Annotated in this window: 21 protein-coding genes and 1 tRNA gene; all 22 read left to right on the top strand. The window is 53.3% G+C overall.

Annotated features, from left to right (window positions below; genetic code table 11):
- Positions 1-43: 43 nt before the first annotated feature.
- Positions 44-119, top strand: a tRNA-Thr gene (locus tag ACYCAX_RS10475).
- Positions 120-785: 666 nt separating this feature from the next.
- Complete coding sequence (locus tag ACYCAX_RS10470; protein WP_460247951.1) at positions 786-1,841, top strand: LPS O-antigen chain length determinant protein WzzB; 1,056 nt, start codon at positions 786-788, stop codon at positions 1,839-1,841.
- A gap of 98 nt (positions 1,842-1,939) precedes the next feature.
- Positions 1,940-3,244, top strand: a complete 1,305-nt coding sequence (wbpA, locus tag ACYCAX_RS10465) for a UDP-N-acetyl-D-glucosamine 6-dehydrogenase (RefSeq protein WP_460247950.1) — start codon at positions 1,940-1,942, stop codon at positions 3,242-3,244.
- A 72-nt stretch (positions 3,245-3,316) separates the two neighbouring features.
- On the top strand, positions 3,317-4,267 hold the full coding sequence (gene wbpB, locus ACYCAX_RS10460) for a UDP-N-acetyl-2-amino-2-deoxy-D-glucuronate oxidase (RefSeq protein WP_460247949.1): 951 nt from the start codon (positions 3,317-3,319) through the stop codon (positions 4,265-4,267).
- Between the two features lie 7 nt (positions 4,268-4,274).
- Complete coding sequence (gene wbpD / locus ACYCAX_RS10455) at positions 4,275-4,859, top strand: UDP-2-acetamido-3-amino-2,3-dideoxy-D-glucuronate N-acetyltransferase (protein WP_460247948.1); 585 nt, start codon at positions 4,275-4,277, stop codon at positions 4,857-4,859.
- Complete coding sequence (locus ACYCAX_RS10450; RefSeq protein ID WP_460247947.1) at positions 4,860-5,951, top strand: DegT/DnrJ/EryC1/StrS family aminotransferase; 1,092 nt, start codon at positions 4,860-4,862, stop codon at positions 5,949-5,951.
- A 2-nt stretch (positions 5,952-5,953) separates the two neighbouring features.
- Positions 5,954-7,222, top strand: coding sequence for a lipopolysaccharide biosynthesis protein (locus tag ACYCAX_RS10445; protein WP_460247946.1), 1,269 nt, complete (start codon positions 5,954-5,956; stop codon positions 7,220-7,222).
- Between the two features lie 50 nt (positions 7,223-7,272).
- Complete coding sequence (locus tag ACYCAX_RS10440; protein ID WP_460247987.1) at positions 7,273-8,460, top strand: glycosyltransferase; 1,188 nt, start codon at positions 7,273-7,275, stop codon at positions 8,458-8,460.
- Positions 8,454-9,680: an O-antigen ligase family protein gene (locus ACYCAX_RS10435; protein WP_460247945.1), complete on the top strand. Its 1,227-nt coding sequence runs from the start codon at positions 8,454-8,456 to the stop codon at positions 9,678-9,680. Before ACYCAX_RS10440 ends, ACYCAX_RS10435 begins: the two co-directional genes overlap by 7 nt.
- Positions 9,677-10,882 carry a glycosyltransferase family 4 protein gene (locus tag ACYCAX_RS10430; RefSeq protein ID WP_460247944.1) on the top strand — a complete coding sequence of 402 codons (1,206 nt, stop codon included), beginning with the start codon at positions 9,677-9,679 and terminating at the stop codon, positions 10,880-10,882. Before ACYCAX_RS10435 ends, ACYCAX_RS10430 begins: the two co-directional genes overlap by 4 nt.
- A gap of 53 nt (positions 10,883-10,935) precedes the next feature.
- Positions 10,936-12,111, top strand: coding sequence for a glycosyltransferase family 4 protein (locus tag ACYCAX_RS10425; protein WP_460247986.1), 1,176 nt, complete (start codon positions 10,936-10,938; stop codon positions 12,109-12,111).
- Positions 12,111-12,968 (top strand): dTDP-4-dehydrorhamnose reductase family protein, encoded by an 858-nt coding sequence (locus ACYCAX_RS10420; protein WP_460247943.1) that lies wholly within the window; start codon positions 12,111-12,113, stop codon positions 12,966-12,968. Before ACYCAX_RS10425 ends, ACYCAX_RS10420 begins: the two co-directional genes overlap by 1 nt.
- A 30-nt stretch (positions 12,969-12,998) precedes the next feature.
- Positions 12,999-14,009 carry a polysaccharide biosynthesis protein gene (locus ACYCAX_RS10415; RefSeq protein ID WP_207886326.1) on the top strand — a complete coding sequence of 337 codons (1,011 nt, stop codon included), beginning with the start codon at positions 12,999-13,001 and terminating at the stop codon, positions 14,007-14,009.
- Complete coding sequence (wecB, locus tag ACYCAX_RS10410) at positions 14,002-15,129, top strand: non-hydrolyzing UDP-N-acetylglucosamine 2-epimerase (RefSeq protein WP_460247942.1); 1,128 nt, start codon at positions 14,002-14,004, stop codon at positions 15,127-15,129. Before ACYCAX_RS10415 ends, wecB begins: the two co-directional genes overlap by 8 nt.
- Positions 15,130-15,147: 18 nt before the next feature.
- Positions 15,148-16,104, top strand: coding sequence for a UDP-glucose 4-epimerase family protein (locus ACYCAX_RS10405; RefSeq protein WP_460247941.1), 957 nt, complete (start codon positions 15,148-15,150; stop codon positions 16,102-16,104).
- Positions 16,105-17,121, top strand: coding sequence for an MraY family glycosyltransferase (locus tag ACYCAX_RS10400; RefSeq protein WP_460247940.1), 1,017 nt, complete (start codon positions 16,105-16,107; stop codon positions 17,119-17,121).
- A complete protein-coding gene (locus tag ACYCAX_RS10395) occupies positions 17,118-17,705 on the top strand; it encodes an acetyltransferase (RefSeq protein WP_460247939.1) in 588 nt (195 codons plus the stop codon). Before ACYCAX_RS10400 ends, ACYCAX_RS10395 begins: the two co-directional genes overlap by 4 nt.
- 9 nt (positions 17,706-17,714) lie before the next feature.
- Positions 17,715-19,718 carry a polysaccharide biosynthesis protein gene (locus tag ACYCAX_RS10390; RefSeq protein ID WP_460247938.1) on the top strand — a complete coding sequence of 668 codons (2,004 nt, stop codon included), beginning with the start codon at positions 17,715-17,717 and terminating at the stop codon, positions 19,716-19,718.
- Between the two features lie 272 nt (positions 19,719-19,990).
- Positions 19,991-21,049 carry a dTDP-glucose 4,6-dehydratase gene (gene rfbB, locus ACYCAX_RS10385; protein ID WP_460247937.1) on the top strand — a complete coding sequence of 353 codons (1,059 nt, stop codon included), beginning with the start codon at positions 19,991-19,993 and terminating at the stop codon, positions 21,047-21,049.
- Positions 21,025-21,951: a dTDP-4-dehydrorhamnose reductase gene (gene rfbD, locus ACYCAX_RS10380; RefSeq protein ID WP_460247936.1), complete on the top strand. Its 927-nt coding sequence runs from the start codon at positions 21,025-21,027 to the stop codon at positions 21,949-21,951. Before rfbB ends, rfbD begins: the two co-directional genes overlap by 25 nt.
- On the top strand, positions 21,948-22,832 hold the full coding sequence (rfbA, locus tag ACYCAX_RS10375; protein ID WP_460247935.1) for a glucose-1-phosphate thymidylyltransferase RfbA: 885 nt from the start codon (positions 21,948-21,950) through the stop codon (positions 22,830-22,832). Before rfbD ends, rfbA begins: the two co-directional genes overlap by 4 nt.
- Positions 22,829-23,374, top strand: coding sequence for a dTDP-4-dehydrorhamnose 3,5-epimerase (rfbC, locus tag ACYCAX_RS10370; protein ID WP_460247934.1), 546 nt, complete (start codon positions 22,829-22,831; stop codon positions 23,372-23,374). The genes rfbA and rfbC overlap by 4 nt, the downstream gene beginning before the upstream one ends.
- The last annotated feature ends 44 nt before the right edge of the window (positions 23,375-23,418 follow it).

The following is a 23,418-nucleotide window of genomic DNA, read 5'->3' as shown; positions in this document are numbered from 1 at the left end:
GGTTTACACCCAAGGCCGCGCCGCTATAATGGCCACCCTCCTTGCCGGTATAGCTCAGCTGGTAGAGCAACTGACTTGTAATCAGTAGGTCCCGGGTTCGACTCCTGGTGCCGGCACCATCAGATCCAAACACAAAGGCCCGCCTCGTAGCGGGCCTTTGTGTTTCCGCCTGACGCGTTGCTCGACGCTCGCAGACTGCATCCACCTGAAGGCACTCCAACGGACGCCGTCATCGCCCAGTCGCATTTTTTGACCCCATCGAGGTCTAACCTGCCGGCCGAGCCTCATGACCGTCAGCAATGACGTGGGCTCCTGTACCCCTATCGTCAACCAAGACCAGGCTGGGCGATGTCAGACGCAACGTTTGCTCGGCGTCACAGCCAACAGGCGGTTCCAGCACGTCGGTCCCCAAAAGCCGATGCGTGGAAATGGACAGGCAGTGCTATGACATTCGTGTGCAAGTTCATATCATATGCGGCCCGCTCATGCGGATCAGAATGGATTTATTCGCTTCGTTGCCGGCCTGCCCCATTGGGCGCCAGTGGTACGAATCGTACATGGAGGTCCGGCGGCCAAGCAGGCGCTGGCAGAAACACCGCGACACCGCCCTATCCCGGGAAGTCGCGTCGTAGAGGTTGTAAGACCCTGAGAGTCCCCGCTCGTTGCGGGGCGTAGCGGCACTACGGAGTGCCTGCTCGTTAACCCGTGTTCCAGCCCGGTCGGCTACAGCCCCAAAGGTTTCCGCCCGAGGCCAGAGCCAATGCCTATAAGAAGCGGAGCCCAAGTTGACCTCAGCTAGCCCAAGCAATCAGCACGATGAGATCGATCTGATCGAGTTATTCCAAGGCCTCTGGCAGCAGAAGTGGCTAATTGCCGCCATTACCGCCATTGCAGTAGCCTGCGCTGTCGCCTTTGCCTTGCTCAGTACGCCAACCTATGAAGCCAAGTCCGGGGTGCTGCCTCCGCGACTGAGCGATATCGCGGGCTACAACCTGGGAAGGCGCGAAGCCAATCTGAATGAGTACAACGTCGGAGACGTTTATCGGGTATTCAAGCTCAATCTGCTGTCAGACGGCGTCAAGCGAGAGCTGTTCCAGAAAGCCTACCTGCCCAGCTTGAAGGAAGCCGTAGCCAATGAGGCCCAGGATCGGCTATGGATCCGCTTCAACGACCTGCTGACGGTAAAGGCGCCGGACGCCAAGAACAACCCCGACTACTTCACCGTCACAGTGCAGCATGAAGACCCGCAAACCGCCGCTGACTGGGCGAACCGCTATGTAAGCATGGTGGAGGAGAAGACCGAAGCCGATATGAAGGCCAACCTGTTGACCGAGATCGGCACCAAGGCGCAATCCATTGAGCGGCAGATCGAAGTGCTGCGTGCCAGTGCACAGAAGCGCCGAGAAGACCGCATCATTCGCTTGCGCGAGGCGCAGCAAGTGGCTGAAACGGTCGGCATCGATGCCCCCCAGGTCACGGCTGGCAAGACCTCGTCCGATGGCGATCTGGCCCAGTTCATGGATGGCAACCTGATGTACATGCGCGGCGCCAAGGCCATACGTGCCGAGTTGAGCGTGCTGGAACAGCGCAAGAATGACGACCCCTTCATCCCCGAACTGCGCGGGCTGGAAAATCAGATGGCGTTCCTCCGCGGCGTGGACGTGAATCCGGACAACGTTTCGGTGTACACCCTGGATAGCAGCGCGGAAGTGCCGCAGACCCCGATTAAACCCAAAAAGGCACTTATTGTGGCACTGGGACTGGTCTTGGGTGGAATGCTTGGCGTGTTTGTTGCACTTATTCGCTCCGTATTACTTAGAAGAACTGCGAAACAAGGTTAATAACGATGCCAATCATACGACGCCTCAAGATGATCGGATCGTTTTCGGAGTTCTCCGACAAGAAATCTTCCATCATTGTATTAAATGGAATTTAACATATGTACAAAGCAACAATTGAGCGCCTCAAGTCCAAGGACTCCATTATTGGCATAGTTGGTATGGGATACGTTGGCTTGCCGCTGATGCTGCGTTATAACGCAATTGGCTTCAATGTGCTCGGTATCGATATTGATGAAAGCAAAGTAACCATGCTCAATGCCGGCGAGAGCTATATTGAGCACATCTCCGCCGAGAAGATTCTTGCTGCCCGAGCGAGTGGATTTACCGCAACTTGCGACTTCAGCCGTGTCGCCGAGTGCGACGCTCTGATTCTCTGCGTTCCGACTCCGCTGAACAAATACCGTGAACCGGATATGAGTTTCGTAATCAATACGACCGACGCACTCAAGCCATATCTGCGTGCAGGCCAGGTCGTTTCGCTGGAGAGCACCACCTATCCTGGCACTACGGAAGAGGAACTCTTGCCGCGCGTGCAAGAGGGCGGCTTGGTGGTAGGGGAAAATATCTTCCTCGTATATTCGCCTGAGCGGGAAGACCCGGGCAATCCAAACTTTGAAACCCGCACCATTCCAAAGGTTATTGGTGGCCACACACCTGCTTGCTTGGAAGTTGGTATTGCTTTGTATGAGCAAGCAATCGATCAGGTAGTCCCCGTTACATCAACCAAAGCCGCAGAAATGACCAAGCTGCTGGAAAATATCCATCGTGCGGTCAACATTGGCCTGGTCAATGAAATGAAGATTGTTGCCGATCGCATGGGCATTGACATCTTCGAAGTGGTCGATGCTGCCGCCACCAAGCCGTTCGGCTTCACCGCCTACTATCCAGGGCCCGGCCTGGGCGGTCATTGCATCCCCATTGACCCCTTCTACCTGACCTGGAAGGCTCGCGAATATGGCCTGCATACCCGCTTCATCGAGCTTTCCGGCGAGGTCAATCGGGCAATGCCGGAGTATGTCCTTAGCAAGCTGATGGATGGGCTCAATGACAGCGGCAAGGCGCTGAAGGGGAGCCGGGTTCTAGTACTAGGCATCGCCTACAAGAAGAACGTCGATGACATGCGGGAATCGCCCTCCGTGGAAATCATGGAATTGATCGAGGAGAAAGGCGGTATTGTTGCCTACAGCGACCCGCACGTCCCCGTCTTCCCGAAAATGCGCGAACACCATTTCGAGCTGAGCAGCGAAGCATTGACTGCCGAAAACCTAGCCAGCTTTGACGCCGTGATACTGGCCACCGATCACGACAAGTTCGACTATGAACTGATCAAGCAGCATGCTCGGCTGGTCGTCGACAGCCGTGGCAAATACCGGGCCCCGGCCGAGCACATCATCAAGGCCTGATTTGTCGTCAAGCAACTCCTGCCCTGCAAGGTCCAACTGCCTTGCAAGGCGCTCGACTCGAAAGGAATACCCATGAAAAATTTCGCCCTGATCGGTGCTGCCGGCTACATCGCCCCCCGCCACATGCGCGCCATCAAGGACACTGGCAACGTGCTGGTTTCTGCCTACGACATCAACGACTCGGTCGGCATCATCGACAGCATTTCGCCACAAAGTGAGTTTTTTACCGAGTTCGAGCGTTTTCTTGAGCATGCCCACCGCATCAAGCGCGATCCGGCAACTGCGCTCGATTACGTTTCGATCTGTACACCCAATTATCTGCACCATGCCCATATCGCCGCAGGCCTGCGTCTGGGCTGTGATGTGATTTGCGAAAAACCCCTGGTTCCAACGCCCGAAATCCTGGATGAACTGGCGTTGATCGAGCAAGAAACCGACAAGCGCGTCTACAACATTCTGCAGCTGCGCCACCACCAGGCGATTCTCGACCTGAAGGACAAGGTAGCCCGCGAAAACGCCAGCCATAAGTACGATGTGGAGCTGACTTACATCACCAGTCGTGGCAAGTGGTACATGGAGAGCTGGAAAGGCGACCCGCGCAAATCCTTCGGCGTCGCAACCAATATCGGCGTGCACTTCTACGATATGTTGCACTTCATCTTCGGCAAGTTGCAGCGCAACGTGGTGCACTTCACCGCCGAGAACAAGGCCGCCGGCTATCTCGAATACGAAAAGGCCCGGGTCCGCTGGTTCCTCTCTATCGATGCCAATGATCTGCCTGACTCGGTAAAAGGAAAGAAGCCCACTTACCGCTCCATCACTGTCAATGGTGAGGAAATGGAATTCTCGGAAGGCTTCACGGATCTGCATACTACCAGCTACCAGGAAATCCTCGCAGGGCGAGGCTATGGCATCGAAGATGCGCGTCATTGCGTGGAGACCGTCAACACCATTCGTTCCTCCGCGATCGCTGGCGTACAGAACGACGAAGGCCACCCGTTCCTCAAGAACCTGAATCGCTGAGGTCCCCATGAGCTATCAGGTGCATCCTTCCGCCATCATCGACGATGGCGCGCAGATCGGCGATGGTTCGCGAGTCTGGCACTTCGTTCACGTTTGTAGCGGAGCGCGCATTGGCAAGGGCGTCTCCCTTGGCCAGAACGTATTTGTCGGAAACAAGGTAGTGATTGGCGATCACTGCAAAGTGCAGAACAACGTTTCCGTCTACGATAACGTTACCCTCGAAGAGGGTGTGTTCTGCGGCCCAAGCATGGTTTTCACCAACGTCTACAACCCGCGCTCCCTGATCGAGCGCAAGAGCCAATACCGAGACACCTTGGTGAAGCGTGGCGCTACCCTTGGCGCTAATTGCACCATCGTTTGTGGCGTGACCATTGGCGAGTTCGCCTTTATCGGGGCAGGCGCGGTGATCAACAAGGATGTACCTGCTTACGCCCTGATGGTCGGTGTACCGGCACGCCAAATCGGCTGGATGAGTGAATTTGGTGAGCAACTCGAGTTGCCACTTCATGGAAAGGGACAGGTGGCCTGTCCACACACGGGCTCATGCTATGTATTGAGTGACAATGGACTGAATAAAGTGGATGCGCAGTAAATGATTGAATTCATCGATCTGAAAGTTCAACAAGCCCGTATCAAGGACAAGATTGATGCCGGTATTCAGCGGGTTCTGGCTCATGGACAATATATCCTCGGCCCGGAAGTGGCTGAACTCGAGGAAAAGCTTGCCGCCTTCACTGGAGCAAAATACTGCATTACCTGTGCCAACGGTACCGATGCTCTGCAGATTGCGCAGATGGCTTTAGGGATTGGTCATGGCGATGAAGTCATCACACCCGGGTTCACTTATATAGCTACAGCCGAGACCGTGGCCCTACTTGGCGCCAAACCGGTCTATGTGGATATAGATCCACGCACATATAACCTTGACCCCAAATTGCTTGAAGCTGCAATCACCCCACGTACCAAGGCAATTATTCCAGTTTCGCTGTATGGTCAATGCGCTGACTTCGACGCAATCAATTCGATTGCTGCCAAGCATGGAATTCCGGTGATTGAGGATGCAGCACAGAGCTTTGGCGCAACCTATAAGAATAAGCGCTCTTGCAACTTGACTACTATCTCTTGCACTAGCTTTTTCCCTAGCAAGCCTTTGGGTTGCTATGGGGATGGCGGAGCAATTTTCACTAATGACGAAGAGCTGGCAAAAGTTATACGCCAGGTCGCCCGTCATGGTCAAGACCGCCGCTATCACCACATCCGGATTGGGATAAATAGTCGTCTTGACACATTACAAGCCGCAATTCTCTTACCTAAGCTAGAAATTTTAGACAGCGAAATAGAACTCAGAAATAAAGTTGCCGAAAAATATACAACTCTTTTACATGGGAATAAGTCACTAACTACGCCAGGCATCGCCGCCTACAATATCAGCGCTTGGGCACAGTACACCATTAGCGTTGCGAATAGAGACATCACTAGAGAAAAACTAGAGTCTCTAGGTGTGCCAACAATGGTACACTACCCGATCCCCCTTAATAAACAACCGGCAGTAGCGGACCATTCAGCCATACTGCCCGTCGGCGACAACTTGGCAGAACAAGTAATATCTCTCCCAATGCATCCTTATCTATCAGAGGAAGTTCAAGAAGAAATAGCAGCATCTCTAACAAAAGCAGTGATGTAATTGTGCGAAGATTTATTTCAAAAACCTTAAGAGCAGATCTTTTTAAAGACATTGCAAAGCTCTCCCTGGGCACATTGCTTGGCAAGACCATTACGCTTATCGCATTGCCTTTTCTGACTCGAATGTACTCCCCTGAGAGCTTTTCTATACTTGCGGTCTATATTTCTATTGTTTCTACTATTGCTGTCGCATCCTGTTTGCGATTGGAGGTTGCCATTCCTATGGCGCCCACCGACTCTGACGCTGCCAATTTGCTTGGTTTATCTCTACTCTTCTCAGTTCTGGTCAGCCTTTTAACACTCTTAGCTCTCTACTTCTATGCAGATTTTCTGACTGAGTTTCTCAGCCTGTCTAAAATCACTCCATATTTACTCTTGATTCCTTTAGGGGTATTTATGATGGCAAGTTACTCTGCCATACAATTCTGGGCTAGTCGCCACCATCGCTTTGGAGATATCGCTCGTACTCGCATAACACAGTCTGTTGCTGGCGTTTCAGTAATGCTGAGTTTCGGCTTGCTAGGCGGAGCCCCCTGGGGGCTGCTATTAGGGAATGCCATAGTTTCTGGCGCTGGAGGGGGACGTCTTTTCGCTCAAGCACTTCGCTGCGATAAAAACCATCTTCGACACGTTTCTCTAAAGGGCATGGCAGATGCCTTTAAAAGCAACTCAAAATATCCCAAATACTCAACAATTGAGTCTCTCGCAAATATAGCAGGAATACAGATACCCATATTGATTATTGCTTCAAAAGCAGGGAAGGACGCCGGATATATATTCTTAGCCATGCAGATCATGGCTGCACCTGTAAACCTAATGGGAGCATCGATCTCTCAAGTCTATATATCTCACATAAAAAAAGAGCAAGATAAAGGTACTTTTTACGCCTTTACGAAAGGAATGATTAGGAGACTCGCTTATGTAGGGATAGCCCCACTAGTACTTCTCGGCCTTGTTGCACCTCTTTTATTCCCTTGGGTGTTCGGGGATCAATGGAGTCGTGCGGGAGAGATTATTATGTGGTTAACACCATGGATGGTACTTCAGTTTATGGTTTCACCTATTTCTATGTCCCTACATGCTTTAGGCAAGCAAGTTGTAGCCATGGTCTTACAAGTTGCGGGCCTCGCCCTTAGAGTTGGAAGCATTTTAATAATTGGAAGAGAGCTAAATTCATATTATGCAGAAACATACGCAGTTTCATCCGCTCTTTTTTATCTCACATACTTATTAGTGATTCTTTATTTTTGCAGCACCCCACCTAAGCGTTGAATTTTTAATTTTCTAGCTTCCAATTAACCCCGAGGTGAACTTTGAAAGAGATGAATTTTACCTTCATCTTATATTCGAAAATTTTTGAAACCGGAGGAGGGCGTGAAACTTGGATAAGAAATTTCATCCCTGTTCTTTCCCTCACCTTAGCAGGCAAGGCCAATATAAGAGTCATATCTTTGCAAGGCGGGGAGAAATCGCAAAAACAAAACATAGAGTTTTCAAAATACTGCGAACTTAATGAACTTATAAAACCTTCTTGGATTCCCACTTCACTCTGGCGCTCTATTGTCAGATATTTTTTCTTTGTTTTTCATGTCCTACGGATGGTGGGCATTAAGAGAAAAAATAAAGAGAACATTATTGCAATAGGCAGTTTATGGGAAGCATTCCCTTTTATTCTTATGAGGACTCACGAATCAAAAAATGTTATTTGGTTAAGAGGCGTAATGGGGAGCGAGATAAGAAAAGGGTGGTTAAATAAATTAAGACTATTTATTCTTTTCCTTGAACGCATCGCGTTGAAAAAGGCTGACATTCTTATAGCCAATGGTTACGACACCAAACAAGCATATCTAAACTTGGGATTTTCCTCTAGCGTGATCCCTAATGCACTAGACCTCAAAAAATATGAGATCAACCCTCTCGTTAATTCCAACAAATTTATTATTTCTTACGTAGGCAGACTTAGCAAAGAGAAGGGCCTTTCCGATTATTTATTATCAATAACAGACTTCAACAAAAAACACCCTGAGATTTCCGATAATTTCGAATTTCATGTTGTGGGGGACGGCCCTCTAATAGATGAGGTCATAAAATTTAACCAAAGAAACTTTAAGTACCTTGGCCTGCTGTGCAACGATAAAATGCCACATTATCTTTCGACTGTTACGGCAACGGTTAACCTAACTTATTCCAGTGATCAAAGCCGATATCCTGGTGGCGGTGGTGTTTCTAATAGCCTGATCGAAACCATGGCTGCTGGGCGCATCCCTATTTGTTGGAAAACTTTTGTTTACACTCAGATTGTAGATGAGTCATTTGCTCTTCTGGTCAGCGAAGGAAATGTAGAAGAATTAGCTTCATCATTCGAACGCCTGACATCCTCTAATACTAACCCTGCCTCTTTGGGCAAGAAAGCAAGGGATAAGGCCAGTGAATTCTCAATTGAAAAACATGTTGAGAGCTTCTTGACTTTATTGCAGGAGGGAGCTATCGAAGGAAAAAACAAATGCTAAGCTTTTTTTCTCGCGGCCCTTTTCTTTATCTAATTGTTTTCTTTTTTGGCCCCATATACTTGTACAGTTCTTTGTCAGGCTGGCTCCCTAAGATAAATATGACCCTTATGTGGGGAGCTGGATTATTGGTTACATTTGTTTTTGACAGAGGCTGGGCTTTTAGGTGCGTCTTTTTGAGTTCCAAAAATATCCCAATTATTCTTCTTTTGCTTTTCTTTAGTAGCTATCTTCTTTTGGTTCAGGCTTTAAACTTTGCTACTGGAGACCTGAAAGACAAATATAATGTTGGCCAATTTGAGTTCAACTTCAGATATCTTTTATATGCCTTTTTCTGGCTTTTTTTCGGAATCTACTTCCTGAAAGCCTTAACGCTCGATAGATGGGTAGTTTTTTTTGCATATATTGGATCATCAATTTTTTATATCTTAAACATAGATTACAACACCAATTCAATAGACTTATCGAGAGTCCCCCCCGAGTATCACGGACTATATCAAGGACTAGCAGAGATATATGCAATCGCCTGTATCAGCGCCATTGGCTCATGTAAGAAATTACGTTCATCAATACCTTTAATGCTTGTTGGATTATTTATCCTATATTGCCTTCAATCCCGCTCTGCTATGGCCTTCACTCTGTGCGCCTCAGTTTTTGTTCTTTTGCTAAAAGAGGGGTTCCAAGGTTTAATATTAAGAGGGAGTGCCTTTGCTCTTGTCGGATCGCTACTTCTGTGGAGCTTTAGCGATCATTTAGATCTGCAATCGAGAATGCTAAAGATTTTCACATCAGATTATTCTGATGACGCATCTTTTCTGGAAAGAAAATTGTTTTGGACTCGCGGACTTGAACATATTTCGAACAACCCTTTACTGGGGGGCTATGATCAGATTGTTTTAGATTTCAACGATCACGGCGCCTATATTCATAACATCCTTTCGTATTGGCAGGTTTATGGAATTCTCGGTTTTCTGCTATTTTTAACTATTTTTGTGGCATTCCCATTCTTCCGGCTAAGACTTTTCTCCATCAGAAGATATAGTCAACTAGAGACTGTCGCCCTCACATTGTATTTGTATTTTTCTTTTCAGCTTATTTTTGCCAGATCTTATACCTACATGTATTGCTGGCTATTAGTGGGAATTTGTCTTGCGTACGGAGCATATAAGAAATCCTATAGCCCTCATTCTCTAAATCAGAATCTAGCGGTTAAGCCAGCATGAGCACACTTCAAAACAGGGAGGTCATTTTGGAAAAGGTAAAAATTCTGATTTTTGTTGGGCACTATCTTCCAGGATACAAAGGCGGAGGGCCAATTAGAACCATTGCGAACATGGTGGACTACCTAGGCGATGAATTCGAATTTCTTATCATAACCAGGGATCGGGATCTTGGAGATTCATCTCCATATCCTGAAATCAAGGTTAATCAATGGCAAAAAATTCAGGGAGCCAGTATTTATTATGTATCTCCTGAACGTTCTGGGTTTTTCCATTTCCGGCATCTGATTCAAAACACGAATCATGACTTAATTTATTTAAATAGCTTTTATGATCCTGTATTTACAATAATGCCGTTATTGGCTCGACGCTTTCTTGGCGCTGTTGCGAAACCCTGCATAGTTGCCCCGCGTGGAGAGTTCTCGGCTGGAGCCATGACCCTTAAGGCAACGAAAAAGAAGATTTACAATGCGTTCAGCGCTTTCCTTGATATTTACAAGGGCGTGACCTTTCAGGCTTCCAGCGAGCACGAAGCGCAAGATATAGTAAGGGTCCTAGGGGTGGATCGCGCCCGCATAGAGATAGCGATTGACTTGCCGGAACTGGATCGGCCTCTAGAAACTGATTTCGATTCGGCAGTTGAGCCTGATGCCGAAAAGGTGCTGAGGGTTATTTTCTTATCGAGAATTTCCCCTAAGAAAAATCTGGACTTTGCCATCAAGGCACTATCGTTCACACAAAGGCCGATTGAATTTCATATTTATGGCCCCATAGAAGATGATACTTATTGGCGGGAATGTCAGGCATTGTTTACCGAGCTGCCTACTAACGTTTCCGTCAGCTATTGTGGGAGCGTGCTGCCCACTGAGACAAAAAAAATATTCTCGCGCTACGATTTATTCTTTTTTCCGACGCGCGGTGAAAACTATGGGCATGTAATTGCTGAGTCGCTTAGCGTAGGCACCCCTGTTCTACTCAGCGATCAGACCCCGTGGTTGGATCTAGAGCCTCAGGGATTGGGGTGGGATATGTCTTTGAACTCTCCTAAGGTTTTTGCAGAGAAGATTGATAAGTTTGCAAGTCTGGACCCTGTCCTTCGCCGTCAGCAACGACCTGTTATTCAGGCCCAAACTCGCAAGCTATTGCAGAATCCAGAGATCGTAAAGGCTAATCGTGATTTGTTTCGTGCAAGGTTAAAATTTTGAGGATCCTAGTCCTTTCTCAATATTTCAGCCCTGAGAGCTTCATCATTAACGATGTGGTACGTACGCTCGTTGCTCAGGGACATGAAGTAGTCGTTGCCACCGGTAAACCAAACTATCCAGACGGCGAGGTTTTCCCCGGCTATAGAGCTGGCGGGGTCCAACGTGAGGTTTTTGCAGAGACGGTAGAGGTGACTCGGGTTCCACTATGGCCGCGAGGTAAGGGAGGAGCTAGAAATCTGGTCTTGAATTACCTCTCGTTTGTCCTCTGCGGAATTTTCTTTTTCCCGTGGCTGCTGAGAAAGCGCAAGTTCGACGCCATTCTGGTTTTCGCGCCCTCGCCTATCACCCAGGTCATTCCGGCCATCCTTCTTAAATGGCTGAAAAAAGCTCACCTGGCCGTATGGGTTCAGGATCTGTGGCCGGAAAGCCTAGAGGCCACAGGATTCATCAGGCAGCGATACCTTCTCAGGGCTGCAGGCTATCTAGTCAGAGGGATTTATGCAGGATGCGATACCCTGCTGGTTCAGTCCCGGGCATTCGTCGAGCCCGTGGCACGCTATGCGCGGCGTGAAAAAATCATCTATTTCCCAAACTCAATAGCGCCGCAGGCGCCAGCCCAAACGGTGGAGAGAATTCCTCTCGAATTGGCTGAGGAGCTTGAGCAGCATTTCAGCGTTGTTTTCGCAGGCAATCTAGGAACGGCCCAAGCTGTCGAGACGCTGCTCGAAACAGCTATCCAACTGAAACACGACCCTGAAATCCGCTTGGTACTTGTCGGCAGCGGTAGTCGCCTCTCGTGGTTACAGGCACAAAAGCAGGCGCACGGGTTGGATAACCTTTTGTTGCCAGGGCGTTTCCCGATGGAGTCGATGCCGCAGATATTCGACCGCTCAGCATCCTTGCTGGTCTCGCTCAAGGATGAGGATATCTTCGCCCAGACGATACCGAGCAAGATTCAAGCTTATCTTGCAGCTGGGCGACCGATTATCGCTTCGTTGCGTGGCGAGGGGGCAAGGGTCGTCGCTGAGGCGGGTGCGGGGGAAGCCTGTAAGCCGGAAGATGCTACCGCGCTGGCAGCATTGATCCGCTCCATGAAAGGTCGACCTGCTGCCGAACTGCAGGCCATGGGGCTGGCAGGTAAGGCATATTTCAATGAACATTTCGAGATGAGCAGCCAGGTGGCACGCCTGGTGGAGATTCTTGAGACTCAGAGCAAGGGACAAAAGTGATGCGCATCTTGGTATTGGGCGTAACCGGCATGCTGGGCAGTGCCGTATATAGATCGTTTAGCCACGACTCGAAGTACGAAGCCTGGGGCACAATGCGTAGTGCCGGAGCGCTGCAGCATTTCGCTGAGCAGAGCCGACCACGCCTGCTGACCGGAATAGATGTGCTCGATCAGGATACACTGGTCAGTGTGCTGGAGCGCGTCCGCCCGGATGTCGTCATCAACTGTGTAGGCTTGATCAAACAGTTGGCCGACGCCAAAGACCCTTTGTCAGCCTTGCCGATTAACGCCATGTTGCCACATCGGTTGGCGAAACTCTGTGGTTTAGCGGGAGCCCGGTTGATCCATGTGAGCACGGATTGTGTATTTTCCGGCCATAAGGGAATGTATGCCGAGGATGATCTGTCGGATGCGGAGGATCTTTACGGGAAGTCGAAGTTCATTGGCGAACTGCATGAGATGCCGCATGCGATTACGCTGCGCACCTCCATCATCGGGCATGAGATAGGCAGTCATTTCTCCTTGGTGGACTGGTTCCTTTCCCAGAAAGGTCCGGTCAAGGGCTATGCCAAAGCCATATTCTCCGGGTTGCCCACCGTCGAACTGGCTCGAGTGATGAAAGAGTATGTAATCCCTAATCCCGAACTGTATGGTCTTTACCACGTATCGGTCGAGCCGATCGACAAGCTGTCGCTGCTTAGGCTAGTGGCCGAGGTCTACGGGCACCAGATCCAGATCATTCCGGACGAGCAGGTCCGTATCGACCGCTCGTTGGACTCGTCCCGCTTCCGTCGGGCCACTGGCTACGTCCCCCCGACCTGGCCTGAGCTGATCAAAATGATGCGTGACCAGCGTTAATTCTTATATTTTCAAGTGTGGTGGCTGCTTATGTTCGATGACAAAGTCTTGATGATCACCGGTGGTACCGGTTCCTTCGGTAATACTGTGCTGAAGCGTTTTCTCGATACCAATGTCAAGGAAATCCGGGTATTCAGCCGGGACGAGAAAAAGCAGGAAGATATGCGGATTGCCTTGGCCAACGACAAGGTCAAGTTCTATATCGGCGATGTGCGTAATTACGATAGCGTCTCTCAGGCCATGGTCGGAGTTGACTATATCTTCCATGCGGCGGCTCTGAAGCAGGTGCCTTCCTGCGAGTTCTACCCCATGGAGGCCGTCCGTACCAATGTCATTGGTACGGAGAATGTGCTGAACGCGGCAATTGCCACTGGCGTCAAGCGCGTTGTGGTGCTTAGCACTGACAAAGCAGTGTATCCAATCAACGCCATGGGCATCTCCAAAGCTATGGCGGAGAAGCTCATGGTTGCCAAGTCACGGATGATTCCAGAGTCCGGTCCGGTTATCTGTGCAACCCGTTACGGTAACGTGATGGCTTCGCGTGGCTCGGTGATCCCACTGTTCATCAGCCAGCTCAAGAGCGGCGAGCCGTTGACCGTCACTGATCCAAACATGACCCGTTTCTTGATGTCGCTGGAGGATTCCGTAGACTTGGTGCTGCACGCCTTCGAGCATGCAGAGCAGGGCGACATCTTTGTGCAGAAGGCACCAGCCTCGACGGTGGCAGATCTTGCCCAGGCGCTCAAGGAGTTGTTCTCCCGTGACAATCCGGTAAAGGTCATCGGTACTCGACACGGCGAGAAGCTTTATGAATCGCTGATCTCCCGTGAGGAGATGGCCAAGGCTGAAGACATGGACCGTTATTACCGAATTCCAGCGGATAACCGCGACCTCAACTACAAGAAGTTTTTCGTCGAGGGCGAGCAACACATTTCCGAACTGGATGACTACACCTCGCACAATACCGAACGCCTTAGCATTCAAGGTATCAAGGATGTACTGCTGAAGCTGGATTACATTCAGGAGCAACTCGATGCTTAAGGTGATGACGCTGGTCGGCACTCGCCCGGAACTGATCAAGATGAGCCGCGTAATCGCGGAGCTGGATAAACAGGTGCAACATGTGCTGGTGCATTCAGGGCAGAACTACGATTTTGAATTGAACCAGGTATTTTTCGATGATCTGGAGATTCGCAAACCGGATCATTTCCTGGGGGCAGCCGGCGATACTGCAGCAAAAACCATCGCCGAAGTGATCGCCAAGGCAGATGAGGTATTCGAGCTGGAACAGCCCGATGCTCTCTTGCTGTATGGCGACACGAACACCTGCCTGGCAGTTATCGCAGCCAAACGTCGTAAGATCCCCGTTTTCCACATGGAGGCGGGAAATCGCTGTTTCGATCAACGTGTGCCGGAGGAGTTGAACCGCAAGGTCCTCGATCACCTGAGCGATATCAACATGGTGCTGACCGAACATGCGCGTCGATACCTGATTGCAGAGGGAATTCGCCCGGAAACGATCATCAAGACCGGCTCGCACATGGAGGAAGTACTGGATTACTACATGCCGAGTATCCAGGCTTCGGACGTGCTGCAGCGCGAAGGACTGGAGGAAGGCAAGTTCTTCATCATCAGTACCCATCGGGAAGAGAATGTCGATACACCTGGGAATCTGCGCGATCTACTGGAAACCCTGCGGGCACTGGCCGAAAAGTACCAGTACCCAATCATCGTTTCCACGCATCCCCGTACCCGCAAGCGTTTAGAGGCACTGGGCGAGTCGCTGGATCATCCGCTGATTCGCTTCGTCAAGCCGTTCGGCCTACTGGACTACATCAAGCTGCAGATGTCGGCGTTCTGCGTGCTGTCTGACAGCGGCACCATAACCGAAGAAGCTTCGCTGCTTAATCTACCAGCCATTACCATTCGCAATGCCCACGAACGACCTGAGGGTATGGACGAAGGTACGTTGATTATGAGTGGCTTGAAAACGGACCGCGTACTGGATGCGGTGCGTGTGGTGACCAGCCAGCACGACCGGGCTCGTCGAGTGATGTCTGTGGTGAAGGATTATCAGGCTGGTCCTGTATCGAAGCAGGTAGTCCGAGTAGTGCTTAGCTATACCGACTACATCAACCGTACGGTCTGGTCGAAGGTCTGAGTACTGCAGGGGTAATACATGCGAGTTTTGCTAACTGGCGCGACCGGTTTCGTTGGTACAGGACTGACTAAGCGGATCTCTGGGCTGACAGATCTGCAGCTCTTCGCAGCTGTGCGCCAGCAAATGCGTAGCTTTCCAGACGGCGTCACTGCTGTACCGGTTGCAGATCTGACATCTGATACTGATTGGCGCGAAGCACTGGAGGGAGTTGAGGTCGTAATCCATAGTGCAGCTCGCGTCCACGTCATGAATGATGAGGCCGCCGATTCGCTCGCTGAGTACCGCAGAGTCAACTTGGCAGGTACCTTGAACTTGGCTCGACAGGCGGTCGACGCGGGTGTAAAGCGTTTTGTCTTCATCAGTTCGATCAAGGTCAACGGTGAGGGGACTCCGCCCGGCCGTGCCTTCAAGGCAGACGATGCCCCAGCCCCAGTGGATCCCTACGGTGTCTCCAAGCTAGAGGCTGAGCGAGAATTGCAGGCCCTTGCGCATGAGACGGGATTGGAGGTGGTGATCATCCGTCCGGTACTGGTGTATGGACCCGGCGTTAAAGCCAATTTTCTCAGCATGATGAGTTGGTTGCAGCGACGGCTACCTTTGCCTCTGGGCGCTATCCACAACAAACGCAGCATGGTCGCCCTGGACAACCTTGTAGACCTGATCATTACCTGTATCGATCATCCCCAGGCGGCTAACCAAGTGTTTCTGGTTAGCGATGGTGAGGACTTGTCTACCACCGAATTGTTGCGGCGCACTGGCCAAGCGCTTGGGAGGCCGGCAAGGCTGTTGCCAGTACCGGCGTTCTTGCTGAAGTGGGCGGCTCGCTTGCTGGGTAAGCCCGGGATTGCTCAACGCTTGTGTGGCTCGTTGCAGGTTGATATTTCCAAGACCCGGACGCTATTGGGTTGGACTCCGCCCGTCACCGTTGACGATGCACTGATTAAAACGGCTCGTTATTTCCAGGATCAGCGTTAAATGTCTCTCTGGTTTCTTCTGCCGGTCGCAGCTGGCTTTGCGCTGTTTCTGACGGGGTTGCTGCGTCGCTATGCCTTGGCTCGTAGCATCATCGATATTCCCAATGCACGTAGCTCGCATACAGTGCCGACCCCTCGGGGCGGAGGGATTTCTATTGTCGTGAGTTTTCTGCTGGCTTTACCGCTAGTTTCTGTTTTCGGGTTGGCAAGCTGGCCTGTGGCCTTAGCGTTTCTGGGGGCGGGGGCTGGTATCGCACTGTTGGGATTCCTTGATGACCACGGCCATATAGCCGCACGCTGGCGGTTGCTCGGGCATTTTGCCGGAGCTGCCTGGGCATTGTTCTGGCTGGGTGGTTTACCGCCTTTGCACGTATTTGGCTTCGAACTGGATCTGGGTTGGGCCGGCTATCTGTTGGCCGCTCTCTATTTGGTCTGGCTATTGAACCTCTACAACTTCATGGACGGCATCGATGGTATCGCCAGTGTCGAGGCCATCTGCGTTTGTGTCGGGGGCGCTTTGCTCTATGTTGTATCGGGGCATACCCATGATGCGACGCTGCCGTTGTTACTGGCAGCGGCCGTGGCGGGGTTTCTGTTCTGGAACTTCCCCCCAGCTCGAATTTTCATGGGCGATGCCGGTAGCGGTTTTTTGGGGATCGCTCTAGGCATACTGTCGCTACAGGCTGCCTGGGTTGAATCTCAGCTCTTCTGGAGCTGGTTGATTCTGCTCGGCGTATTCATTGTCGATGCAACCTTTACTCTGCTGCGCCGCTTGCTGCGGGGTGACAAGGTGTACGAGGCACATCGCAGTCATGCCTATCAATACGCTTCGCGCCAGTTCGGCCGACACCTTCCGGTCACCTTTGCAGTCGGACTGATCAACCTGCTGTGGCTGCTACCTATCGCGCTTTGGGTCTGTTCGGGAGGGCTGGACGGAATGCTGGGGATCTTGCTCGCCTATACACCTCTCCTACTTTTGGCGGTCAAGTTTCGCGCGGGTGAGTTGGAGCAAGCATGAGTTCAGAACGTACTTTGCTAATACTGGGGGCCGGAGGACACGGCAAGGCAGTTGCCGAGGCTGCTCTGCTTTCTGGCGAATGGCAGCGAGTACTGTTCGCGGATGACCGCTGGCCACAGTTAACCGAATCATTCGGTATTTCGGTGGTCGGTAATCTAGGCGGTCTGGAACGTTTGTCAGACAGAGTTGATGCCGGTATCGCGGCTGTCGGCAATAACAAACTGCGTGAGAGCTGGCAGGCGGCTCTGGTTGCGGCCCGGATCCCGCTAGCCTGCGTGGTGCATCCGAGGGCGTGGGTAAGTCCGTCTGCGCATGTCGGACCGGGAACCGCCGTTATGGCAATGGCCGTAGTGGGTACTGACGCGCGACTCGGGCAAGGAGTAATTGTGAATGCTGGGGCTGTAGTTGATCACGATGCGGAAGTGGGAGACTTTGGCCACTTGGGTGTCGGTGTCAGCTTGGCCGGTGGTGTTCGTGTGGCATCCGCAGCCTGGCTACAGGCGGGATGCAGTGCGGGTTATGGCGTTTCGGTTGAGAGTACGGCAGTGCTGGCTCCTGGCACGGTGCTGAAAGCAAAGGACTGAGGAACAGACATGGTGTGGCAATGGAGTAATCAAATTCGTCAGCGACTTTTGTGCTTACCCAGGCGGTACAAGCGCATCCTCCAGGTCACTGTCGATATCTTCCTCGTCTGGATCGCCCTGTGGCTGGCCTTCGTCGTTCGTCTGGGCGAGTTCGATGCCGTTCGCCCCTTCAACGGCCACGGATGGTTGTTCATCAGTGCACCGCTGATCGCCTTGCCGCTCTTCATCCGCTTCGGCATGTACCGGGCGGTGATGCGCTACCTGGGTAACGATGCGTTGGTCGCCATTGTCAAAGCTGTTTCGCTTTCGGCGCTGCTGCTGTCCCTGGCGATCTATTGGTACCGTGGAAGCCCGGTAAGCGTGCCGCGCTCGATGGTGTTCAACTACTGGTGGCTGAGCCTCGTGCTACTGGGTGGTTTACGCCTGGCGATGCGCCAGTTCTTTATGGGGAGCTGGTTCGACCCTCGGGCAAGAACCGATGTCGCTCGCGGTGACGGACGCATACGTGTGGCCATTTATGGCGCCGGCGCTGCCGGAAACCAGTTGGTGGCGGCCTTGCGCATGGGCCGCACCCTGCTGCCGGTAGCCTTTATCGATGACGATTCGTCCATAGCCGGACGGGTCATTTCCGGGTTGCAGGTGTACAAGCCCAAGCATATCGCGCAGTTGATCGATGAGACTGCAGCGAGCGAGGTGTTGCTGGCCATTCCGTCGGCGTCTCGTGGACGTCGTCGCGAAATGCTGGGGATGCTCGAAGCGTATCCGCTGCATGTCCGCTCGGTACCGGGGGTCACGGATCTTGCCAGCGGCAAGGTCAAGGTCGACGATCTGCAGGAAGTCGATATTGCCGACCTGCTCGGGCGCGATGCGGTGCCACCGCAACAGGCGTTGTTCGAGCGTTGCATCAAGAAACAGTCGGTACTGGTGACAGGAGCCGGTGGCTCTATCGGTTCGGAGTTGTGCAGGCAGATTCTTTCTTCCGGGGCTCGGGTGCTGATTCTGTTCGAGCATTCCGAATTCAATCTCTACAGCATTCACAGCGAGTTGGAGCGACGCATCGCTCGCGAATCGCTGAAAATCCAGCTGGTACCGATACTCGGCTCGATTCGCAATCCGCTTCGACTACAGGATGTATTGCGAACCTGGCAGGTCAATACCGTCTATCACGCGGCGGCCTACAAGCATGTGCCGATGGTTGAGCACAACATCGCCGAGGGGGTGCTTAACAACTTGCTAGGCACCCTGTATACCGCACAGTCGGCGATCAAGGCAGGCGTGGCGAATTTCGTGCTGATCTCGACCGACAAGGCGGTGCGGCCGACCAATGTCATGGGCAGCACCAAGCGGCTGGCGGAAATGGTGCTGCAGGCGCTGAGTCGAGAAGCTGCGCCGGCATTGTATGGAGACGATAGTGTTCGCCAGGTGAACAAGACCCGTTTCACCATGGTGCGTTTCGGCAATGTCCTGGGATCTTCCGGCTCGGTGATTCCGCTGTTCCGCGAGCAGATCAAGCGTGGCGGCCCAGTCACTGTTACTCACCCGAATATCACACGTTACTTCATGACCATTCCGGAGGCCGCTCAGCTGGTTATCCAGGCGGGGGCTATGGGACAGGGCGGCGATGTGTTTGTGCTCGATATGGGCAGCCCCGTGAAGATCGTCGACCTGGCGGAGAAGATGATCAGGCTGTCGGGCCTCAGCGTACGTTCCGAGTCCAACCCGCACGGGGATATCTGCATCGAGTTCTCCGGGTTGCGCCCGGGCGAGAAACTCTACGAAGAGCTTCTGATTGGCGACAACGTGCAGCCGACCGAGCACCCCATGATCATGCGAGCCAATGAGGAGTACCTGTATTGGGATGTGCTCAAGGAGCGCCTGGGAGCATTGCTCAAAGCTGTTGATTCGGACGATTTCGTGCAAATCCGGCAACTGCTACGTGAAACCGTCAGCGGTTATGTACCGGATGGGGAGATCGTCGATCACATCTATATCCAACGTCGAACGGACGTGTGAGGCGGATGGTTTGACCGGCGATTTTCAAGGCGGTTGCCACGTGAATGTCGTACGCCGCTCTCAAGGTATCCTGCTGTAGTGCATCCATCTCCGGACTCAAACAAACCGTGGCGCCAGTGGCCAGTTCCTGATCTGCAAACGCTCCATAGACACCGTCTTCCGCCCCCCTCAAGGAAAGACGTGGTCTATGGAGCGCGTATTCTTGCACTACCACCCGATCAAGCCAGAATGTAGGTGTCCTAACCACTCAGCCCCGGAGCACCGAGTCCCCCATGACCCTCCTCATAACCGGCAGCGCCGGCTTCATCGGTGCCAATTTCGTGCTGGACTGGTTCGCCAACCATGACGAACCAGCGATCAGTCTCGATAAGCTGACCTACGCCGGCAACCTGCAGAACCTCGCAAGCCTGGAAGGAAACCCACACCACACCTTCGTGCACGGCGATATCGGTGATACTGCACTGGTAAATCGTCTTCTCGCCGAGTATCGACCGCGGGCCGTGATCAACTTCGCTGCGGAATCGCACGTCGATCGCTCGATCCGTGGACCGGAGGACTTCATCCAGACGAACATCGTCGGGACGTTCCACCTGCTCGAGTCAGTGCGTGGCTATTGGGGAACTCTCGGCGCGGCGGAAAAATCCGGCTTCCGCTTCCTGCATATCTCCACTGACGAGGTCTACGGCTCGCTCGCCCCCACTGCGTCCGCCTTCACCGAACAACACCCCTATCAGCCCAACAGCCCCTATTCCGCATCCAAGGCGGCGTCCGACCATCTGGTCCGAGCCTATCACCACACCTATGGCCTGCCGGTACTGACCACCAACTGCTCGAACAACTACGGGCCATTCCATTTTCCGGAGAAACTGATCCCTCTGGTGATCCGCAATGCCCTGGCCGGAGAGATGCTGCCAATCTACGGCGACGGCCAGCAGATTCGCGATTGGCTGTACGTCAGGGACCACTGCAGTGCCATTCGCCGTGTCTTGGAAGCCGGACAAGTGGGCGAGACTTACAACGTTGGCGGCTGGAACGAGAAGTCCAACCTGGATGTGGTGTCGCGAATCTGCGATACGCTCGACCAGGAAGCCCCGCGCAGCGATGGCCGCAGCTACCGCGAGCAGATCCGCTTCGTCAAGGACCGCCCCGGCCATGACCGTCGCTACGCCATCGACGCTACCCGGCTGGAACGGGAGCTGGGCTGGAAACCTGCGGAAACCTTCGAGAGCGGTATTGCCAAGACCGTCCGCTGGTACCTGGACAACCAGGATTGGGTAGAAAACGTGGCCAGCGGGGCCTACCGTGAATGGCTGAACAAGCAGTACACGTGACCGACATCCTGATCCTCGGCGCCAATGGCCAGGTCGGCTGGGAGCTGCAGCGCGCCCTCGCCCCCCTGGGGCAACTGACCGTCTGTGATCGCCGGCGCGGCGATCTGGAAGACCTGGCGGGCCTGCGCGCCCTGGTAAATGCAGAACGCCCCTCGATCATCGTGAACGCGGCCGCCTATACCGCAGTGGATAAGGCCGAATCCGACAGCACCCGCGCGCATCTGGTGAATGCTGAAGCCGTCGGTCTGCTGGCAGAACTGGCCGCCGATCTGGATGCCTGGCTCGTACACTATTCCACCGACTATGTATTTGACGGCAGCGGCAGCCAGCCCTTTCGCGAGAGCGATCCGACCGGACCGCTCAATGTTTACGGCCAGACCAAGCTGGAAGGTGAGCAGGCGATTATCGCCAGCGGTTGCCGCCATCTGATCTTCCGTACCAGTTGGGTCTACGCCGCGCGCGGCGCGAACTTCGCCAGGACCATGCTGCGCCTGGCAGCGGATCGCGAGGAGTTGCGCGTGATTGCCGATCAGGTCGGCGCACCGACCAGCGCCGAGTTGATCGCCGACGTCACGGCTCAGGTGCTTGCACAGCTACGCCATCGTCCTGACGCCCGGGCGCTTGCCGGCCTCTATCACCTGACCGCGGATGGCGCAACCAGTTGGCACGGCTACGCGCGCTTCGTGATCGAGCAGGCCATCGGCCTGGGGTTTCCACTTCGTACCTCGCCAGAGCAGGTTCTGCCGATCTCGACCCAGGAATACCCGCTGCCGGCAACGCGCCCCCATAACTCTCGACTCGATACCCGCAAGCTGCGGGAAACCTTCGGTCTGACCCTGCCTGCCTGGGAAACTCACCTGAAGCGGATGCTGGTCGAGCTGGCAGGAGAAAAATCCGCATGAAGCGGAAGGGCATCATCCTCGCCGGCGGCGCCGGCACCCGGCTGCATCCCGCCACGCTCTCAGTGTCCAAGCAGTTGTTGCCGGTCTACGACAAACCGATGGTCTACTACCCGCTCAGCACCCTGATGCTGGCAGGTATCAGGGAAATACTGATCATCACGACTCCCCAGGATGCGCCCCAATTCAAGCATCTGCTTGGCAGCGGCAAGCAATGGGGCATCGAACTGCAGTATGCCGTACAGGCCTCACCGGACGGTCTGGCTCAGGCCTTCCTGATCGGTGAGCAGTTTCTGGGCGACAGCCTGAGCGCCCTGGTGCTGGGCGACAACATCTACCACGGTCACGACCTGCAGGAACTCCTGATCAACGCCACGCAACGGGCAAGCGGCGCGACCGTCTTCGCCTACCACGTACATGACCCCGAACGTTACGGCGTCGTGGAGTTCGATACCTGCGGCAAGGCCATCAGTCTTGAAGAGAAGCCGGCACGGCCGAAATCCAACTACGCTGTGACGGGGCTGTATTTCTACGACCAGCGTGTCATCGAAATCGCCAGAAGCCTCCGCCCCTCGGCACGCGGTGAACTGGAAATCACCGATGTCAACCGCATCTACTTGGAACAGAACGATCTGTCGGTGGAAATCATGGGCCGCGGCTATGCTTGGCTGGACACCGGCACCCATGAGTCGCTGCTCGATGCCAGCCAGTTCATTGCCACCCTGGAGAACCGGCAAGGGCTCAAAGTCGCGTGTCCGGAGGAGATTGCCTTCCGTCAGGGCTGGATCAGCCCCGAAGACTTGCAACGCTTGGCTGCACCACTATCCAGGAGCGGCTACGGCCTGTATCTCCAACGCCTTCTGACGCAAACGGTCTACCGATGAAAGCCACCCCGTTGACTATCCCCGATGTTCTAGCGATCGAACCTCAAGTCTTCGGTGACAGCCGTGGCTTCTTCTTCGAAAGTTACAACCAGCAGAAATTCGAACAGGCGATCGCCCGCCAGATCCATTTCGTACAAGACAACCACTCGCGTTCGTCCCGCAGCGTGCTGCGCGGGCTGCACTACCAGATACAGCAGCCCCAGGGAAAACTGGTACGTGTCGTCCGAGGCGAGGTATTCGACGTCGCCGTGGACCTGCGCCGCAGTTCACCTACCTTCGGTCAATGGGTCGGCCAGGTCCTCAGCGAAGAGAACAAGTTGCAGATGTGGATTCCCGAGGGATTCGCCCACGGTTTCCTGGTGCTCAGCGAAAGCGCCGAGTTTCTCTACAAGACCACGGACTTCTGGGCGCCGGAGCATGAGCGCTGCATCGCCTGGAACGATCCGGAGCTGGCCATCGACTGGCCTCTCGACGCAGAGCCGGCGCTGTCCGGGAAGGACCGCGAAGGGCGCCGTCTGGCAGATGCCGAACTCTTCGACTGAGACCTCGGGACGAGGTGAGCATCAAGGGCATCCATACCGGCCTG

Source organism: Pseudomonas sp. MT3 (assembly GCF_054720805.1).
Note: the sequence above shows the minus strand (reverse complement) of the source record. Positions and strands in the feature narration are given on the sequence as shown.

Coding starts and splice junctions, on each gene's coding strand:
- wbpA (WP_460247950.1), top strand. CDS start 1,940: ATGTACAAAGCAACAATTGAGCGCCTCAAGTCCAAGGACTCCATTATT.
- wbpB (WP_460247949.1), top strand. CDS start 3,317: ATGAAAAATTTCGCCCTGATCGGTGCTGCCGGCTACATCGCCCCCCGC.
- wbpD (WP_460247948.1), top strand. CDS start 4,275: ATGAGCTATCAGGTGCATCCTTCCGCCATCATCGACGATGGCGCGCAG.
- ACYCAX_RS10450 (WP_460247947.1), top strand. CDS start 4,860: ATGATTGAATTCATCGATCTGAAAGTTCAACAAGCCCGTATCAAGGAC.
- ACYCAX_RS10440 (WP_460247987.1), top strand. CDS start 7,273: ATGAATTTTACCTTCATCTTATATTCGAAAATTTTTGAAACCGGAGGA.
- ACYCAX_RS10435 (WP_460247945.1), top strand. CDS start 8,454: ATGCTAAGCTTTTTTTCTCGCGGCCCTTTTCTTTATCTAATTGTTTTC.
- ACYCAX_RS10430 (WP_460247944.1), top strand. CDS start 9,677: ATGAGCACACTTCAAAACAGGGAGGTCATTTTGGAAAAGGTAAAAATT.
- ACYCAX_RS10420 (WP_460247943.1), top strand. CDS start 12,111: ATGCGCATCTTGGTATTGGGCGTAACCGGCATGCTGGGCAGTGCCGTA.
- ACYCAX_RS10415 (WP_207886326.1), top strand. CDS start 12,999: ATGTTCGATGACAAAGTCTTGATGATCACCGGTGGTACCGGTTCCTTC.
- wecB (WP_460247942.1), top strand. CDS start 14,002: ATGCTTAAGGTGATGACGCTGGTCGGCACTCGCCCGGAACTGATCAAG.
- ACYCAX_RS10405 (WP_460247941.1), top strand. CDS start 15,148: ATGCGAGTTTTGCTAACTGGCGCGACCGGTTTCGTTGGTACAGGACTG.
- ACYCAX_RS10400 (WP_460247940.1), top strand. CDS start 16,105: ATGTCTCTCTGGTTTCTTCTGCCGGTCGCAGCTGGCTTTGCGCTGTTT.
- ACYCAX_RS10395 (WP_460247939.1), top strand. CDS start 17,118: ATGAGTTCAGAACGTACTTTGCTAATACTGGGGGCCGGAGGACACGGC.
- ACYCAX_RS10390 (WP_460247938.1), top strand. CDS start 17,715: ATGGTGTGGCAATGGAGTAATCAAATTCGTCAGCGACTTTTGTGCTTA.
- rfbB (WP_460247937.1), top strand. CDS start 19,991: ATGACCCTCCTCATAACCGGCAGCGCCGGCTTCATCGGTGCCAATTTC.
- rfbD (WP_460247936.1), top strand. CDS start 21,025: ATGGCTGAACAAGCAGTACACGTGACCGACATCCTGATCCTCGGCGCC.
- rfbA (WP_460247935.1), top strand. CDS start 21,948: ATGAAGCGGAAGGGCATCATCCTCGCCGGCGGCGCCGGCACCCGGCTG.
- rfbC (WP_460247934.1), top strand. CDS start 22,829: ATGAAAGCCACCCCGTTGACTATCCCCGATGTTCTAGCGATCGAACCT.